Source organism: Mesorhizobium qingshengii, from assembly GCF_027563465.1.
Taxonomy (GTDB): Bacteria; Pseudomonadota; Alphaproteobacteria; order Rhizobiales; family Rhizobiaceae; genus Mesorhizobium; species Mesorhizobium qingshengii_A.
On record NZ_JAPFQA010000003.1, the window covers coordinates 179743 to 195120 of the forward strand.

Genomic DNA, 15378 nt, shown 5'->3' on the forward strand with positions numbered 1-15378 from the left:
ACCATGGCAATTCTGGCAGCCGTCTACCACCTGACTCACTATAAATATGACCGGCCGGTGGTTCTCGGCCCGCAAATCATCAGGCTGCAGCCGGCGCCGCACTCCCGCACCAAGGTGTTGAGCCATTCGCTCAAGGTCGAGCCGGCGAACCACTTCGTCAACCTGCAGCAGGACCCTTACGGCAACTTCCTTGCTCGCTTCGTCTTCCCCGAACCGGTGACGGAATTGAAGATCGAGGTCGACCTCGTCGCCGACATGACGGTCTACAATCCGTTCGACTTCTTCGTCGAACCGTCGGCCGAGACGTTCCCGTTCGAGTATCCGGAAGAGATACGCGACGATCTCACCATCTACCGGACGCCGGAGCCGGCGGGACCGCTGCTCTCGGCGTTCCTGAAAACCATCGACACCAGCCCCAAGAACACCGTCAATTTCCTCGTCGACCTCAATGCCCGGCTGCAGCGCGAGATCGCCTATATCGTGCGCATGGAGACCGGCGTGTTCTCGCCGGAGGAAACACTGGCCGCGGCCAAGGGATCATGCCGCGATTCGAGCTGGCTGCTGGTGCAGATCCTGCGCAATCTCGGCATCGCCGCGCGCTTCGTCTCTGGCTACCTGATCCAGCTCAAGCCCGATCTCGTGGCGCTCGATGGTCCGCCGGGAACGGCGGTCGACTTCACCGATCTGCATGCCTGGTGCGAGGTCTATCTTCCCGGCGCCGGCTGGATCGGCTTCGACCCGACCTCCGGCCTGCTCACCGGCGAAAGCCATGTGCCGCTCGCCGCCACGCCGCACTTCCGCAATGCGGCCCCCATTTCCGGCATGGCGAGCTTCGCCAATGTCGAGTTCGGCTTCGAGATGCGGGTCGACCGCATCGCCGAGCATCCGCGCATCACCAAGCCGTTCTCGGACGAAAGCTGGCAGGCGCTCGACGTGCTCGGCAACAGGGTCGACGCCGCGCTGGCGGCGGGTGACGTGCGGCTGACGATGGGCGGTGAGCCCACCTTCGTGTCGATCGACGATTTCGAGTCGGCCGAGTGGAACACCGCGGCCGTCGGCCCGACCAAGCGCGAGAAGGCCGACGCGCTGATCCGCAAACTGCGCGAGCGTTTCGCGCCGGGCGGTTTCCTGCATTACGGCCAGGGCAAATGGTATCCCGGGGAAAGCCTGCCGCGCTGGACCTTCTCGCTTTACTGGCGCGCCGACGGCGAGCCGGTGTGGAGCGATCCGTCGCTGATCGCGCGCGAGAAGAGCGAGGCCGACATCGGCCCGAAACAGGCTGAGAACCTGCTCACCGCGATCGCCGGTGAACTCGGCATCGACAAGACCATGGTCAGCGAAGCCTATGAGGACCCGGCCGAATGGCTGCTCAAGGAGGGCAAGCTGCCTGACAATGTCGACCCGTCCAACTCCAGGCTGGAAGATCCGGAGGAACGCAGCCGCATGGCGAAAGTGTTCGAACGCGGGCTGACCAAACCGTCGGGCTATGTGCTGCCGGTGCAGCGCTGGAACAGCCAGGCGTCAGGGCCGCGCTGGCGCTCGGAAAAATGGAAGACGCGGCGCGGCCGGCTGTTCCTGGTGCCGGGCGATTCACCGGTCGGCTATCGCTTGCCGCTCGGCACGCTGCCCTATGTGCCGCCGGCGCAATTTCCCTACATCGTGCCGGTCGATCCGTCGCTGCCGCGCGGCCCGCTGCCGGCGCGTGAGGCGATCTTGCCGGAGACCGCTCCGGCCGAACTCGAAGGCGCCGACGAAATGGCGCACCGCCAGCAGGCGGCCTCCTTCACCGCGGCGACCGGTCAGCAGGACCGTGTCGAACAGGAGATCACCGAGATCGGCGGCGCGGTGCGCACCGCGCTTTCGGTTGAACCGCGAGATGGGCGGCTCTGCGTGTTCATGCCGCCGGTCGAGGCGCTGGAGGACTATCTCGAACTCGTCGCCGCAGCGGAAAACGCGGCAAAGGCGATCGGCCTGCCCGTGCATATCGAGGGCTATGGCCCGCCGCATGATCCGCGCCTCAACGTCATCCGCGTCGCGCCCGATCCCGGCGTCATCGAGGTCAACATCCATCCCGCTTCCAACTGGCAGGATTGCGTGGCGACGACGACGGCGATCTATGAGGAAGCGCGGCAGACGCGGCTCGGCGCCGACAAGTTCATGATCGATGGCCGCCACACCGGAACCGGCGGCGGCAACCATGTTGTCGTCGGCGGCGCGACGCCCAATGACAGTCCGTTCCTGCGCCGGCCCGATCTGTTGAAGAGCCTGGTGCTGCAATGGCAGCGGCACCCATCGCTGTCCTACCTGTTCTCCGGCCTGTTCATCGGCCCGACCAGCCAGGCGCCGCGCTTCGACGAGGCGCGCCATGACTCGCTCTACGAACTCGAGATCGCGATGGCGCAGGTGCCGCATCCCGACGAAGGTAGTGCACCGCTGCCGTGGCTGGTCGACCGGCTGTTCCGTAACCTGTTGACCGACGTCACCGGCAACACGCACCGCTCGGAAATCTGCATCGACAAATTGTTCTCGCCGGATGGGCCGACCGGCCGGCTCGGCCTGGTCGAGTTCCGTGGCTTCGAGATGCCGCCCAATGCGCGCATGTCGCTGGCGCAGCAATTGCTGGTGCGCGCCATCATTGCCCGCGCATGGAAGAACCCGCTCGACGGCCGCTTCGTGCGCTGGGGCACGTCGCTGCACGATCGTTTCATGCTGCCGCATTATGTCTGGGCCGATTTTCTCGATGTGCTCGACGATCTCAAGCTCAACGGCTTCGAGTTTCGTCCCGAATGGTTCGACGCCCAGCTCGAATTCCGCTTCCCGTACTGCGGCGAGGTCCAGCATGCCGGCATCAAGCTGGAGCTGCGGCAGGCGCTGGAACCGTGGCATGTCATGGGCGAGCAAGGCGCCATCGGTGGCACCGTGCGCTTCGTCGATTCCTCGGTCGAGCGGCTGCAGGTCAAGACCGAAGGGCTCAATCCGGAACGCCATGCCATCGTCTGCAACGGCCGCATCGTGCCAATGAAGGTCACGGACAACCGCGAGGTCGCCGTGGCCGGCGTCCGCTTCAAGGCCTGGCAGCCGGCTTCGGGCCTACATCCGGCCCTGCCGGTCAACACGCCGCTGGTCTTCGATATCTATGACCGCTGGTCGGGCCGCGCGGTCGGCGGCTGCGTCTACCATGTCGCGCATCCCGGCGGGCGCAACTACGACACCTTCCCGGTCAACGGCAACGAGGCGGAGGCACGGCGGCTCGCCCGCTTCGAACCGCGCGGCCACACGCCGTCCGGTTATGTGCTGCGCGAGGAACAACCGGCGGAAGATTTCCCGATGACCCTTGACCTTCGGCGGCCGGCAAGACTCTGATCAGCGATGGCAAAGGGGAATCACAAGAGGATACGCGGCAAGCCGCAGATCCACAGCCTGCTGGAACACTACCAGCCGATCGACGGCGTCGTCGACGAGATGGTCGATGCTTCTGGCAACCCTCGCCCGGTCTGGAAGGACTTCATCGAGGCGCTCGACGAGCTGGGGCCTGAAACGCTCGGCCAGCGCTTCGCCCGCGCCGACCAGTACCTGCGCGACGCCGGTGTCTATTACCGTGTCTACGACAAGGCCGGCGCCAATGAGCGCGAATGGCCGCTGGCGCATGTGCCGCTGCTGATCGAGGACAAGGAATGGGCTGACATCAGTGCCGGCCTGGTGCAGCGCGCCGAGCTGTTCGAGGAAACCATCGCCGATATTTACGGGCCGAACCGGCTTGTCGAAAAAGGCATCCTGCCGGCTGGGCTGATCGCCGCCAGCCCGGAATATTTGCGTCCCGTCGTCGGCACCGTGCCGGCCAGCGGCCATTTCCTGCATTTCTGCGCCTTCGAGCTCGGCCGCGGGCCCGACGGCCAGTGGTGGGTGCTTGGCGACCGCACCCAGGCGCCGTCCGGCGCCGGCTTCGCGCTCGAGAACCGCGTCGCCACCACGCGCGCCCTGTCCGATATCTATGGCGAGATGCATGTGCATCGTCTTGCCGGCTTCTTCCGCCGCTTTCGCGACGCGCTGATCGGCATGGCCGAGGAGACCGACGGTCGGGTCGCCATCCTGACGCCGGGGCCGCTCAACGAGACCTACTACGAACACGCCTATATCGCCCGCTATCTCGGCATCATGCTGCTCGAAGGCGAGGATCTGACTGTTTCCGGCGGCAGGCTGATGGTGCGCACGGTTTCCGGCCTGATGCCGATCAGCGTCTTGTGGCGGCGGCTCGACGCTGCCTTCGCCGATCCGCTCGAACTGCGCTCGGATTCGCAGATCGGCACGCCGGGGCTGGTCGAGGCGATCCGCCAGGGCGCGGTTTCCACCGTCAACGCGCTGGGCTCGGGTCTGATGGAAACGCGGGCGCTGCTTGCCTTCCTGCCCAAGATTTCACGCGCCTTGCGGGGCGAGGAGCTTCTCTTGCCAAGCGTCGCCACGTGGTGGTGTGGCCAGGATACGGAGCGCGCGCATGTGCTGGCCAATATCGACCGCATGGTGATTGGCCCGGCGCTGTCGACCCGGCTTGCCTTCGAGGATGACGATCAGACGAAGCTCGGTTCGGCACTGTCCGCCGGCGAGCGGGCGGAGTTGGCGGCACGCATCGAACGCGACGGCGGCGATTTCGTCGGCCAGGAAGCGGTGACGCTTTCGACAACACCCGTTTTTGTCGGCGGCTGGCTGGAGCCGCGGCCGGCGAGCCTGCGCGTCTATCTGGCGCGAACCCCGGCGGGCTGGACGGTGATGCCGGGCGGTTTTGCCCGCGTCGGCCTGTCGCTCGATCCGACGGCGATCGCCATGCAGCGCGGCGGCCAGGCGGCGGATGTATGGGTGGTCAGCGACAGACCGGTGGAGCGCGAGACGCTGCTGCCGCAAGAGAGCGACAGCTTCACCCGCACCAGGCCGGGCAGCCTGCCCAGCCGGGCGGCGGAAAACCTGACCTGGCTCGGCCGCTACATCGAGCGCTCCGAAGACACGGTGCGCATCCTGCGCGCCTACCATGTGCGGCTGGCCGAAACGTCCGATCCAGACATGCCGCTGCTTGCCGACATCAGGGATTATCTCGAACCCTTCGGCGTCGATGTCGAGACGGCGATCCCGCCAGGGCTGATCGGCACGCTCGACAGCGCCGTCTACAGCGCCGGGCAGATCCGCGACCGCTTCTCGCCCGATGGCTGGCTGGCGCTCAAGGACCTGTCGAAGACCATCCATCAGTTCGCGAAGACGGTGGCGCCGGGTGACGATGCGACCCGGGCGATGACGGTGATCCTGCGCAAGCTCGCCGGCTTCTCAGGCCTGCTGCACGAGAACATGTACCGCTTCGCCGGCTGGCGTTTCCTCGAGATCGGCCGGCGGCTGGAGCGCGGCATCCAGATCGCCCGCACGCTGTCCCGGCTGACCAGTGCCAAGGCGCCGGATGGCGCGCTCGACATGATGCTGGAGATCGGCGACAGCGTGATGACCCACCGCCGGCAGTATCCGGTGCAGACCGGCCGGCGCACGGTGATCGATCTTCTGGCGCTCGACCCGCTCAATCCGCGCTCCATCCTGTTCCAGCTCGAAAGGCTGAAGGCCGAGATCGGCCTTTTGCCGTCGGTGGGCGGCGAGGGGCACATGTCGCCGGCGGCCAAGGAGATCCTGCAGCTCAACACGCAGATCGCCATCAAGGAGCCTTCGGACATGACGGCAAAGGCCCTGGACGATCTCGCCCATGAAATCGGCGGCCTCTACAACAGCCTCGCCAAGGCCTACTTCGGATAGCGCATGCTCTACGACATCAGGCTTCATCTCCACTATGACTATGCGGCGGCGGCCGGCGGCGGCCGCCATCAGATTCGCGTGTCGCCATCGACGATTTCCGGCGTGCAGCGCGTCATCGCCGCATCCTTGTCCTTTGCGCCGGCACCCAATGAACGTTCTGACTTTTCCGACTTCTTCGGCAACAACGTCACCTCGATCGCCTTTCGCGAGGCGCATGACGCGCTCGACATCAGGATGAGCGCGCGCGTATCGGTGTCGCGGCCCGAGCCCGGGCTCGATGTGTCGCCCGATATTGGCCGGCTCAGGCAGGAGCTCGCCGCGGTGCGGTCGCTGGCACCGTCCTCGCCTCACCATTTTCTGGCGGGCAGCGCTTATTCCGGCATCGACGGTGCGATCACCGGCTATGCGCAAGACAGCGTTGCCGGCTCGGCCGCCGGCACGGCAATGAAGCTCTGCAATCGCATCCATCGCGATTTCACCTATGATGGCGAGGCGACGACGGTGCGGACCCGGGCCAGCGATGCCTTCCGGCTGAAACGCGGCGTCTGCCAGGACTTTTCGCACATCATGATCGCCGGCCTGCGCGGACTCGGCATTCCAGCCGGCTATGTCAGCGGCTTCCTGCGCACCATCCCGCCGAAGGGCAAGCCCCGGCTGGAAGGCGCCGATGCCATGCATGCCTGGGTCAAGGTCTGGTGCGGGCGCGATGCCGGCTGGCAGGAGTTCGACCCGACCAACGGCATGCGGGCGAGCAACGACCATATCACCGTCGGTTATGGGCGCGACTATTCGGACGTGGCGCCGATCGTCGGCGTTCTCAAGACCACCGGCGGACAAGTCGGCGAGCAGGCCGTCGACGTCATTCCGGTCGTGCTCGAAAAGGCGTAAAACCGAACCTGAACATGCGTAACGGGCCCATCGGTGCAATTCTAGGTGGATAAGACTGCTTCTCAAACATCGATGTGGCCGCTAATCTACATCCGTTTCGAGGTGGACAATAATTGTAGGTTCTTAAAACGCATCGGTGCGGGGTTTTGTAATTGAGAGCAGTCAGCGTCGTCATTCCTGCCTACAACGCGGCGGCCACCATCGCGACAACGCTGGCGTCGCTTAGCAGCGAGGCTGCGGTCATCGGCGAGATCCTGCTGGTCGACGATGCATCGACGGACAGCACGGCGGCTGTCGCGCAGAAGGCTGCGGCGCGACTGTCCCTGCCGTTGCGCGTGCTGCCGGCCAATTGCCGCGATGCCGGCGGCGCCCGCAATGTGGCGCTGGCGGAGGCGCTCCATCCCTGGGTATACCTGATCGACGCCGACGACCTGCATCTTCAGGGCGGATTGCGCGCACTGCTGCGGCAAGCGGAGAATCAACCGAAAGCCGATATGATCGTTGGCGCCTACCGGCGCCGGGTGAACGGCCAGAATCGGCAGATCAAGGTGCCGAACGGCTATCAGGCTGCCTGCCACGCGAACGCCTCGGCCTATGTCAAAGGCGATATACGGTCGGTGGCCGTTGGCAGCGTGCTGGCTTCCCGGCGCCTGATCGGCGAGACGCGGTTTCCGGTCGGACTGGCCTATGACGAAGACACGTTGTTCTGGGCACGGCTGATGAGCAAGGCATCCCTGGCCATGATTCCAGACCCGGTCATGGTCTATGAGGTTTCGGTGGCGCGTTCCGACGACCGCTTTGCCATGAATCCGGTGCGGCGCTTCCTGGATTGGCGCCGGGAATTGCGCACACTCACCGATTGCAATATCCCGATATCGGCGCTCAAGGCCAGGGAAGGGCTTGTCGCTCTCAAGATCGCCCGCGTCCACTATGCGCGCGGCGACCTGGACACCGCGGCGCGCTTCCTGGCGGTGGCTTCGGCCGCGCCGAAGCGACGGTCGGAAGCCTGGCGCTGTATACGCTACAAGCTCAAGATTTCCTCGCGGCGCAGGTTTTCGGCCCCGAGAATCCAATTGCAAAGTGCTTGATGACAGCCGAACCGGAACTGGCGGTTATCGTGATTGGTTGCCGAGCGCCAGCAAGTCTCGTTGATTCAGTCAGATCTCTCTTCGATCAGGGCGTGCCCCTCGAGATTGTCGTGGTCAACTCTGGCGGAGGGGATGCGAAGTCGCTTCTGTCCGACGCCGGTGTCGATATGCCGGTGATCGAAATCGCTCAACAGGTATTCGTTGGGGCTGCGCGCAATATCGGGATTGCGGCCACGACGGCGCCCTTTGTTGCCTTTCTTGCAGACGATTGCCTTGCTTGCCCAGGTTGGGCGGAGGCACGAATACGCCGGCATTCTGCTGGGGCCCCCACGGTTTCGAGCGCGATTTCGAACAGCCATCCCCGCAACCCGTTCGCCTGCGCCGCATATCTTGCCCTGTTCGCGCGCCGGCTTCCCGGCCTTCCCGCAGAACTGGCGCTGCGCTACGGCGTCTCCTTCGACCGCCGGCTGTTCCAGGAATACGGCCTGTTCGACGAATCGATGCGGGTTGCCGAGGACACCGAATTTCTCAAGAGGTTGCCAGCGGAGTTCGAGCCGGTGTGGGAACCAGAGGTCAGAACGATCCATCGCAACGAGACGCGATTGCGCGGTTTGCTCATCGACCAGTACAGGCGCGGCTATCGCAGTGGCGCCTATTACACCGGGACAATCCGGGCCAAGCCGCTTCGACTTGCCCGCAACAATTTCAGAGATCGCCGGCAGATTCGAAAACTGGCAAGGATCGGGCTGTCTGGACCGGAGTTGACCTTCGCCGCGCGTTCGATGCCGATTGTCGTGTTGGCCCTGTTGGCAAAATCTCTCGGCATCTATTTCGGCGCTCGCGGTCGCTTGAAAAATGACCGGGCGGCCGAAGGATGATTACCAGCCACATCAAGGACAGGCGGTGGCGACGCGGCAGATTTTTCTGGACGCGCATGAGAACGATTGCGGTGTTCAGTTACCGCTACGACGCGCACCTGGTGCCTGACCTGATTGCCAATCTGGATCCTATCGTCGATGGCTGGATCGCCTTTGACGATCGCCAGGCGCAGGGCATTTTCAGCAGCGAGACCCAGCGCAGGCACCTTTTGCTCGAATCGGCGCGTGACGCGGGAGCCGACTGGATTCTGGCTGTGGATCCCGATGAGCGGCTGGAACGTGCGACCGCGGATCGAATTGGGCAACTAACAAGCCGCCATCAACGCATTGCATGGGGGTTCCACTTCCGTGAAATGTATTCATCAACGGATTACAGGATCGACGGCCTGTGGGGTGCGAAAATGCAGCATCGCCTTTTTCGCGCATACGATCCCGGGCGGTATCGGTCACAGGAGCTGCATGGCCTTTGGTATCCTGGCGATCTTGGCTTCAGGGAGAAAGATACCAGTCTCAATCTGTATCATCTGAAAATGATTGAGCCCAGGCGCCGGTACGGCCGCCTGGCCCTCTACAAGCATCTCGATCCCAAACATGAGATGCAGGAGATCGGCTACGACTATCTTGCCGACGAGACCGATGCTCGTTTCGAGAGAATCCCGCCGGGCCGTGGATATCACCCGCCGCATGTCGATGATGGCAGGATGTGGATGGCCGATCTGACGGCCGAGACCGAAGGATAGCTTTTCAGCCCAGCTGCGGAACCAGCAGCCCCTCCGTTGCTTATCCTCGGATAAATCCAGTGGAGCACACATGCTGGACACGTCAGAGACGCATGTTGGTCAATCGGCTGGAGAGGAAAACAGCATACGGGGGCGGGCACGAATCTCGGCCGAGGACGCTGCGCTCACCTACATCACCGATTCCGAGCCCGGTATCCGCCGGGTGAAGACGGGCAAGGGATTTTCCTACAAGGGACCAGGCGGGCAGGCCGTCTCGGACGCCGACAGGGCGCGCATCGAGGCGATCGCCATTCCGCCGGCCTGGACGGATGTCTGGATTTCGCCCGATGCCGGTGGCCATATCCAGGCGACCGGCAGGGACCAGCGTGGACGCAAGCAGTACCGCTATCATCCACAATGGGCCGACGCGCGTGACGGAGCCAAATATTCGAGCCTCGCCGGTTTCGCCGAAAGCCTGCCGGAGCTGCGGCGGCGGATCGACGCCGATCTGCGCCGTCGCGGCTTGCCGCTCGAGCGCGTCGTCGCCGCTGTCGTCTGGCTGCTCGACAATACGCTGATCCGGGTCGGTAATGCCGCCTACGCCCGCGACAACAAGAGTTTCGGGCTGACGACATTGCGCGACCGCCATGTCGATATCATCGGCTCAAGCCTGCGTTTTGCCTTCAAGGGCAAGTCCGGCAAGGAATGGAAACTGAAGCTGGTCGACCGCCGCATCTCCAACATCGTTCGCGGGGCGCAGGAACTGCCAGGTCAGAAACTGTTCCAGTATCTCGATGAAGATGGCAACAGGCGGCCGGTCCATTCAGAGGACGTCAATTGCTTTATCAGGGAGGCAGTTGGCACCGACTTCAGCTCCAAGCATTTCCGGACATGGGGCGGCACCATCCGTGCGGCGTCCCTGTTTGCAAGGACGGAATTGCCGGAAAGCCGCTCGCAGCAAAAGCGGGTGATGAACGGCGTCATCGACAAGGTCGCCGAGCGGCTGGGCAACACGCGCGCCGTCTGCCGCAAATGCTATATCCACCCGCAGATCCTCGAGGCGTGGGCGCAGGGCCGGCTACTCGACGAAATGATGGAGGCCAACAAGCGCAGGCGCTCGATTGATGGTCTCGATGACGAGGAAGCGCTGGTGCTGAGGTGGCTGAAGACGCGCGAGCGCTGACACGCGGCACGGCGGTCACCAATTCCGCGACGCCCGGATTTTTTTATCGACGCGATGTCGGGATCGGTCCTAGTATTTCGTCCTTTGACAAGGAAAAGGACCATCAATGCTCTACGCAATCCTCTGCTATGCTTCCGAAGATGTCGTCAGCTCGTGGAGCAAGGCGCAGGACGACGACGTCATGGCCAAGCTCCTCGATGTCCAGGACAAGTATGCCAAGGCCGGCCGGCTTGGCCCGGTGGCGCGGCTGCTGCCGACCACGGCGGCAACGACACTGAGAAAGGTCAAGGGCGAAGCGGTCGTCATCGATGGTCCGTTCGCCGAGACCAAGGAGCAATTCCTCGGCTTCTATACGCTCGAATGCGCCGATCTCGACGAGGCCGTGGAGTTCGCCCGCGAACTTTCCGAGGTCAATCCGAGCGGCGGTTCCTATGAGATCCGGCCGGTCTCCGTCTTCAATCCCACCAAGGTTGCCGTATGACCGACCTCGCCTGGATCAGCTCGGCGATCAGCACCGCCCGTCCGCAGGCGATGGGCGCGCTGCTACGCTATTTCCGCGATCTCGATACCGCGGAGGAAGCTTTCCAGGACGCGTGCCTCCGGGCGCTGAAGAACTGGCCGCAAAACGGGCCGCCGCGCGATCCTGCGGCCTGGCTGATCTTCGTTGGCCGCAACAGCGGCATCGATGCGGTGCGCAAGCGTGCCAAGCAGGCGCCGATACCGGAGGAGGACCAGATCTCCGATCTGGAAGACGCCGAAAGCGATATGGCCGAGCGGCTGGACGGGGCGCACTACCGCGACGACATCCTGCGGCTGCTGTTCATCTGCTGTCATCCCGATCTGCCGGCGACGCAGCAGGTCGCCGTGGCGCTGCGCGTCGTCTCCGGCCTCACCGTCAAACAGATCGCGCGCGCCTTCCTGGTCGGCGAAAGCGCCATGGAGCAGCGCATCACCCGCGCCAAGGCACGCATTGCGGACGCCGGCGTGCCGTTCGAGACGCCGGGCGCTGTCGAGCGCTCCGAGCGGCTCGCCGCCGTCGCGGCGATGGTCTACCTGATCTTCAACGAGGGCTATTCGACCAACAGCGGCGAGGCACCGGCCCGCGCTCCGCTGTGCGAGGAGGCGATCCGGCTGGCCCGGCTGTTGCTGCGGTTGTTCCAGACCGAGCCGGAGATCATGGGGCTGACGGCGCTGCTGCTTCTGCAGCATGCGCGCGCACCGGCCCGTTTCGACGAGAACGGCGAGATCGTCCTGCTCGAGGACCAGGATCGCAGCCTGTGGAGCCGCAAGATGATCGACGAGGGGCTGGCGCTGGTCGACAAGGCGCTGCGCCATCGCAAGCCTGGCCCCTACCAGGTGCAAGCGGCGATCGGCGCGCTGCATGCGCGGGCCGAGAAGGCCGAGGACACCGACTGGGTGGAGATCGACCTGCTCTATGGCCTGCTCGAACAGATGCAACCGTCGCCGGTGGTCACGCTCAACCGTGCGGTCGCGGTTTCCAAGGTGCGCGGCCCGGAAGCGGCGCTTGCCCTGATCGAGCCGCTCGAACAGAGGCTTTCGGGCTATTTCCACTTCTTCGGCCTCAAGGGCGGCCTGCTGATGCAACTCGACCGGGGCGAAGAGGCGCGCCTTGCCTTCGACCGCGCCATTTCGCTTGCCAACACGGCGGCGGAGGCCGCCCATATCCGCATGCATATCGACCGCTTGATGAAGGACGGTGCCGTGCGGGGGACTGCCCGCTCGGCAAAATGACGCGGCTGCCTCTGGTTCAACGGTCTGCGCCCGGCTTGGACCATGCCGGGGTGGCGATTTTGCCCTGAAACGAGTAATGCCACGCCATGACAGCGCTGATGTGCCTGTCGGCACACAGAGGGCATGGCGCAAGGCTTTGACCGGAGCCATATGATGGCGAACGGATCTGAAAGGGACAAAAATGACGATTGCGAAGGAAACGGCCGAACTACTGGCGAAACTGGGCGTCGCCAAGGAGGCGCTGGTCGGTGGCGACCTCATCGTGCGCAGCCCGGTGACGGGCGAGCAGATCGCGGCGCTGAAGACCATCTCGCCGGCTGACGCGGCCAAGACCATCGATGCCGCGCACAAGGCGTTCCAGTCCTGGCGGCTGGTGCCGGGTCCGCGGCGCGGCGAGCTGGTACGGCTGCTCGGCGAGGAACTGCGCGCGCACAAGGCCGAGCTTGGCCGGCTGGTGTCGATCGAGGTCGGCAAGATCCCGTCCGAGGGCCTCGGCGAAGTGCAGGAGATGATCGACATCTGTGATTTCGCCGTCGGTCTCTCCCGGCAATTATACGGCCTGACCATCGCCACCGAGCGTCCGGGCCATCGCATGATGGAAACCTGGCATCCGCTGGGCGTCGTCGGCGTCATTTCCGCCTTCAACTTCCCGGTTGCGGTGTGGTCGTGGAACGCGGCGCTGGCGCTGGTGTGCGGCGACGCGGTGGTGTGGAAGCCGTCGGAGAAGACGCCGCTGACGGCGCTCGCCTGCGAGGCGATTTTCGCGCGCGCGGTCAAACGTTTCGGCACGGACGCGCCGCAGGGACTGGCGCCGGTGCTGATCGGCGACCGCGCCGTCGGCGAAATCCTGGTCGACCACCCCAAGGTGCCGCTGGTCTCGGCCACCGGCTCGACCCGCATGGGCCGCGATGTCGGCCCGCGCCTGGCCAAGCGCTTCGCCCGCGCCGTGCTGGAACTCGGCGGCAACAATGCCGGCATCGTCTGCCCCACCGCCGATCTGGATATGGCACTGCGCGCGATTGCCTTTGGAGCGATGGGCACGGCAGGCCAGCGCTGCACCACGCTGCGACGCCTGTTTGTGCATGACAGCGTCTATGACACGCTGGTTCCGCGTCTCAAGAAGGCCTACGAAAGCGTCTCGGTTGGCAATCCGCTGGAGACGTCCTCTCTTGTCGGGCCGCTGATCGACAAGGCCGCCTTCGACGCCATGCAGAAGGCGCTGAAGGAAGCCACCGCCCACGGCGGCAAGGTGACCGGCGGCACGCGGGTCGAGAATGGTCATCCGGATGCCTATTATGTGCATCCGGCGCTGGTCGAAATGCCGAAGCAGGTGGCTCCGGTCACGGAAGAGACCTTCGCGCCGATCCTCTATGTGATGAAATATTCGGATTTCGACGCCGTGCTCGATGAGCACAATGCGGTCGGCGCCGGCCTGTCGTCGTCGATCTTCACCCGCGATCTGCAGGAATCCGAGCGCTTCCTTGGCGTCGACGGGTCGGATTGCGGCATCGCCAACGTCAACATCGGCACGTCGGGAGCCGAGATCGGCGGCGCCTTCGGCGGCGAAAAGGAAACCGGCGGCGGCCGCGAGAGCGGCTCCGATGCGTGGAAGGCCTATATGCGGCGCGCCACCAACACGGTGAACTATTCCAAGGCGCTGCCATTGGCGCAGGGCGTGTCCTTCGACATCGATTGAGAACGCCGACGCCTGCTCGCCGCTGATGTGAGGCCTGATCGCCGGGCGGTCAGTCCACGCAAGTCGATGGCGTGCAAACGCCGTGACGCTGGACAGTCTTTCGCGCTTGTCCAGCGTCGGCTTTTGGTTACGCCTTTCATGCCGGCCCCTCCCGAGGTCTTTCGGCATGGGTTCGCGACAGCTCGGAGCCATTTGGCGAAATCGCCGGTTGACGCCGCCGCCAGCCGCGGTCCGAGGGAATGTTCAGCCGATCCTGGATGCCGGAAAACATGCGTCGAAAGCGGCATCGACAATGGCCAGCTTGGCGGCCTGGACGGTCATGTATTCCTGGTAGAAGGTGTTCGACACCCACATCACCGAATGGCCGCGCTGGCCGAGCCAGCCGATGCTGCCGAGATTTTCGGCGGCTCGCAACTTGCGGGCAAGGTGCGTCCGCGACAGCTTGAGCCAGCTGGCGAAGTCGCCGATCGAAACCACGCTGGTCGGAATCCGGTCCTGGCCGGCATGATCGGGATCGATGCCCGACATCAGCCAGTCCATGACGATGCCGCCATTGTTGAGCCAGATGAACAGCGAAAAGGTCTGGTGGGGTTCGCGCACCGGCTTGGAGGCAAGCAGGCCATCCGCCACCAGAGGCTGCAGCCTGGCAACCATGTCGGGGTGCTGCAGGAATCTGGCCAGCCGGTCGCCATCGTCAAGATGATCCAGCGTCCGCAGATGGGCAAGAACCCAGCCCGTGAATGTCCGCACGGTCGCCGCCGTGGGCTGCAAGGGGTGCGTGCGCCCGTCCCCGCCCGACACATACTCGGCGATGTTGTAGTGCAGCATCTCCTTGATGAAAGCGTCCGCCGTGTTGCGGCTGGCCACGGCGTGCTGGTGCACGAACTCGATGAAACGCGATACTGTCAGATCCTTGCGGCGGTCGTTCGGGTCCCGCCTGAAATGCATGGCAAGGCCGACATGTCCCATCAGCCAGCGTTGCTGCGTGGCAAAAATAGAAGCGAGCCGCGGGCTATCTTCATAAATTCGGATCAGCGCCAGCGACTGTTCCTGAACGTACCGGTGCAAGGCCGGATGGCCGGCAATGTCTTCCAGAATCAGCGCTATGCTCCTCGTGTTTCTCTTCAACTCCGAAAACGGAGTCATGTTCCCATCTTTCAGCCTTCAAAACGTGTGTCCAGACGTACCAAATGCCGAGAGTCGGCAATTGTCGATCACGACTGGTTGATGGTTGGTGCGCTGACCGCTCTGCCGGCGACCGCGACTTAGGGGCGAGGCTGTCGGAGCCTATGCAATCGGCAGGGCGCCACAGATGCGGCCAATTCGAATTACGGCATCGGCGTCGCCGGTTTGGCGTTCATGGCGGATGCACAAAGCCAACCGCAAGGCATGC

The 15378-nt window shown here is 64.3% G+C and carries 11 protein-coding genes; 10 read left to right on the plus strand and 1 reads right to left on the minus strand.

Annotation, left to right across the window (positions count from 1 at the left end):
- The first annotated feature begins 3 nt into the window (after positions 1 to 3).
- From OOJ09_RS09860 to OOJ09_RS09905, 10 genes are all read left to right on the plus strand, one after another.
- Complete coding sequence (locus OOJ09_RS09860; protein ID WP_269905035.1) at positions 4 to 3363, plus strand: DUF2126 domain-containing protein; 3360 nt, start codon at positions 4 to 6, stop codon at positions 3361 to 3363.
- Between the two features lie 6 nt (positions 3364 to 3369).
- Positions 3370 to 5781, plus strand: coding sequence for a circularly permuted type 2 ATP-grasp protein (locus tag OOJ09_RS09865; protein ID WP_269905036.1), 2412 nt, complete (start codon positions 3370 to 3372; stop codon positions 5779 to 5781).
- Positions 5782 to 5784: 3 nt separating this feature from the next.
- The gene (locus OOJ09_RS09870) at positions 5785 to 6669 is read left to right on the plus strand and encodes a transglutaminase family protein (RefSeq protein ID WP_269905037.1); all 885 of its coding nucleotides are present in this window, start codon (positions 5785 to 5787) and stop codon (positions 6667 to 6669) included.
- 152 nt (positions 6670 to 6821) lie between these two features.
- Positions 6822 to 7757, plus strand: coding sequence for a glycosyltransferase family A protein (locus tag OOJ09_RS09875; protein WP_269905038.1), 936 nt, complete (start codon positions 6822 to 6824; stop codon positions 7755 to 7757).
- Positions 7757 to 8635, plus strand: coding sequence for a glycosyltransferase family 2 protein (locus OOJ09_RS09880; protein WP_269905039.1), 879 nt, complete (start codon positions 7757 to 7759; stop codon positions 8633 to 8635). The genes OOJ09_RS09875 and OOJ09_RS09880 overlap by 1 nt, the downstream gene beginning before the upstream one ends.
- Positions 8632 to 9375, plus strand: coding sequence for a hypothetical protein (locus tag OOJ09_RS09885; RefSeq protein ID WP_269905040.1), 744 nt, complete (start codon positions 8632 to 8634; stop codon positions 9373 to 9375). Before OOJ09_RS09880 ends, OOJ09_RS09885 begins: the two co-directional genes overlap by 4 nt.
- A 70-nt stretch (positions 9376 to 9445) precedes the next feature.
- A complete protein-coding gene (locus tag OOJ09_RS09890; protein WP_269905041.1) occupies positions 9446 to 10537 on the plus strand; it encodes a DNA topoisomerase IB in 1092 nt (363 codons plus the stop codon).
- A 106-nt stretch (positions 10538 to 10643) separates the two neighbouring features.
- Positions 10644 to 11018: a YciI family protein gene (locus OOJ09_RS09895; protein WP_269905042.1), complete on the plus strand. Its 375-nt coding sequence runs from the start codon at positions 10644 to 10646 to the stop codon at positions 11016 to 11018.
- Positions 11015 to 12289: an RNA polymerase sigma factor gene (locus tag OOJ09_RS09900; protein ID WP_269905043.1), complete on the plus strand. Its 1275-nt coding sequence runs from the start codon at positions 11015 to 11017 to the stop codon at positions 12287 to 12289. The genes OOJ09_RS09895 and OOJ09_RS09900 overlap by 4 nt, the downstream gene beginning before the upstream one ends.
- 181 nt (positions 12290 to 12470) lie before the next feature.
- The gene (locus OOJ09_RS09905) at positions 12471 to 13985 is read left to right on the plus strand and encodes an aldehyde dehydrogenase family protein (RefSeq protein WP_269905044.1); all 1515 of its coding nucleotides are present in this window, start codon (positions 12471 to 12473) and stop codon (positions 13983 to 13985) included.
- Positions 13986 to 14228: 243 nt separating this feature from the next.
- Here the strand turns inward: OOJ09_RS09905 and OOJ09_RS09910 are convergent, their stop codons facing one another.
- Positions 14229 to 15131 carry a hypothetical protein gene (locus OOJ09_RS09910; protein ID WP_269905045.1) on the minus strand — a complete coding sequence of 301 codons (903 nt, stop codon included), beginning with the start codon at positions 15129 to 15131 and terminating at the stop codon, positions 14229 to 14231.
- Between the last annotated feature and the right edge of the window lie 247 nt (positions 15132 to 15378).

Bases quoted from the DNA above. Each gene is read 5' to 3' on its own strand.
- OOJ09_RS09860 (WP_269905035.1), top strand. From the start codon at position 4: ATGGCAATTCTGGCAGCCGTCTACCACCTGACTCACTATAAATATGAC.
- OOJ09_RS09865 (WP_269905036.1), top strand. From the start codon at position 3,370: ATGGCAAAGGGGAATCACAAGAGGATACGCGGCAAGCCGCAGATCCAC.
- OOJ09_RS09870 (WP_269905037.1), top strand. From the start codon at position 5,785: ATGCTCTACGACATCAGGCTTCATCTCCACTATGACTATGCGGCGGCG.
- OOJ09_RS09880 (WP_269905039.1), top strand. From the start codon at position 7,757: ATGACAGCCGAACCGGAACTGGCGGTTATCGTGATTGGTTGCCGAGCG.
- OOJ09_RS09885 (WP_269905040.1), top strand. From the start codon at position 8,632: ATGATTACCAGCCACATCAAGGACAGGCGGTGGCGACGCGGCAGATTT.
- OOJ09_RS09890 (WP_269905041.1), top strand. From the start codon at position 9,446: ATGCTGGACACGTCAGAGACGCATGTTGGTCAATCGGCTGGAGAGGAA.
- OOJ09_RS09895 (WP_269905042.1), top strand. From the start codon at position 10,644: ATGCTCTACGCAATCCTCTGCTATGCTTCCGAAGATGTCGTCAGCTCG.
- OOJ09_RS09900 (WP_269905043.1), top strand. From the start codon at position 11,015: ATGACCGACCTCGCCTGGATCAGCTCGGCGATCAGCACCGCCCGTCCG.
- OOJ09_RS09905 (WP_269905044.1), top strand. From the start codon at position 12,471: ATGACGATTGCGAAGGAAACGGCCGAACTACTGGCGAAACTGGGCGTC.
- OOJ09_RS09910 (WP_269905045.1), bottom strand. From the start codon at position 15,131: ATGACTCCGTTTTCGGAGTTGAAGAGAAACACGAGGAGCATAGCGCTG.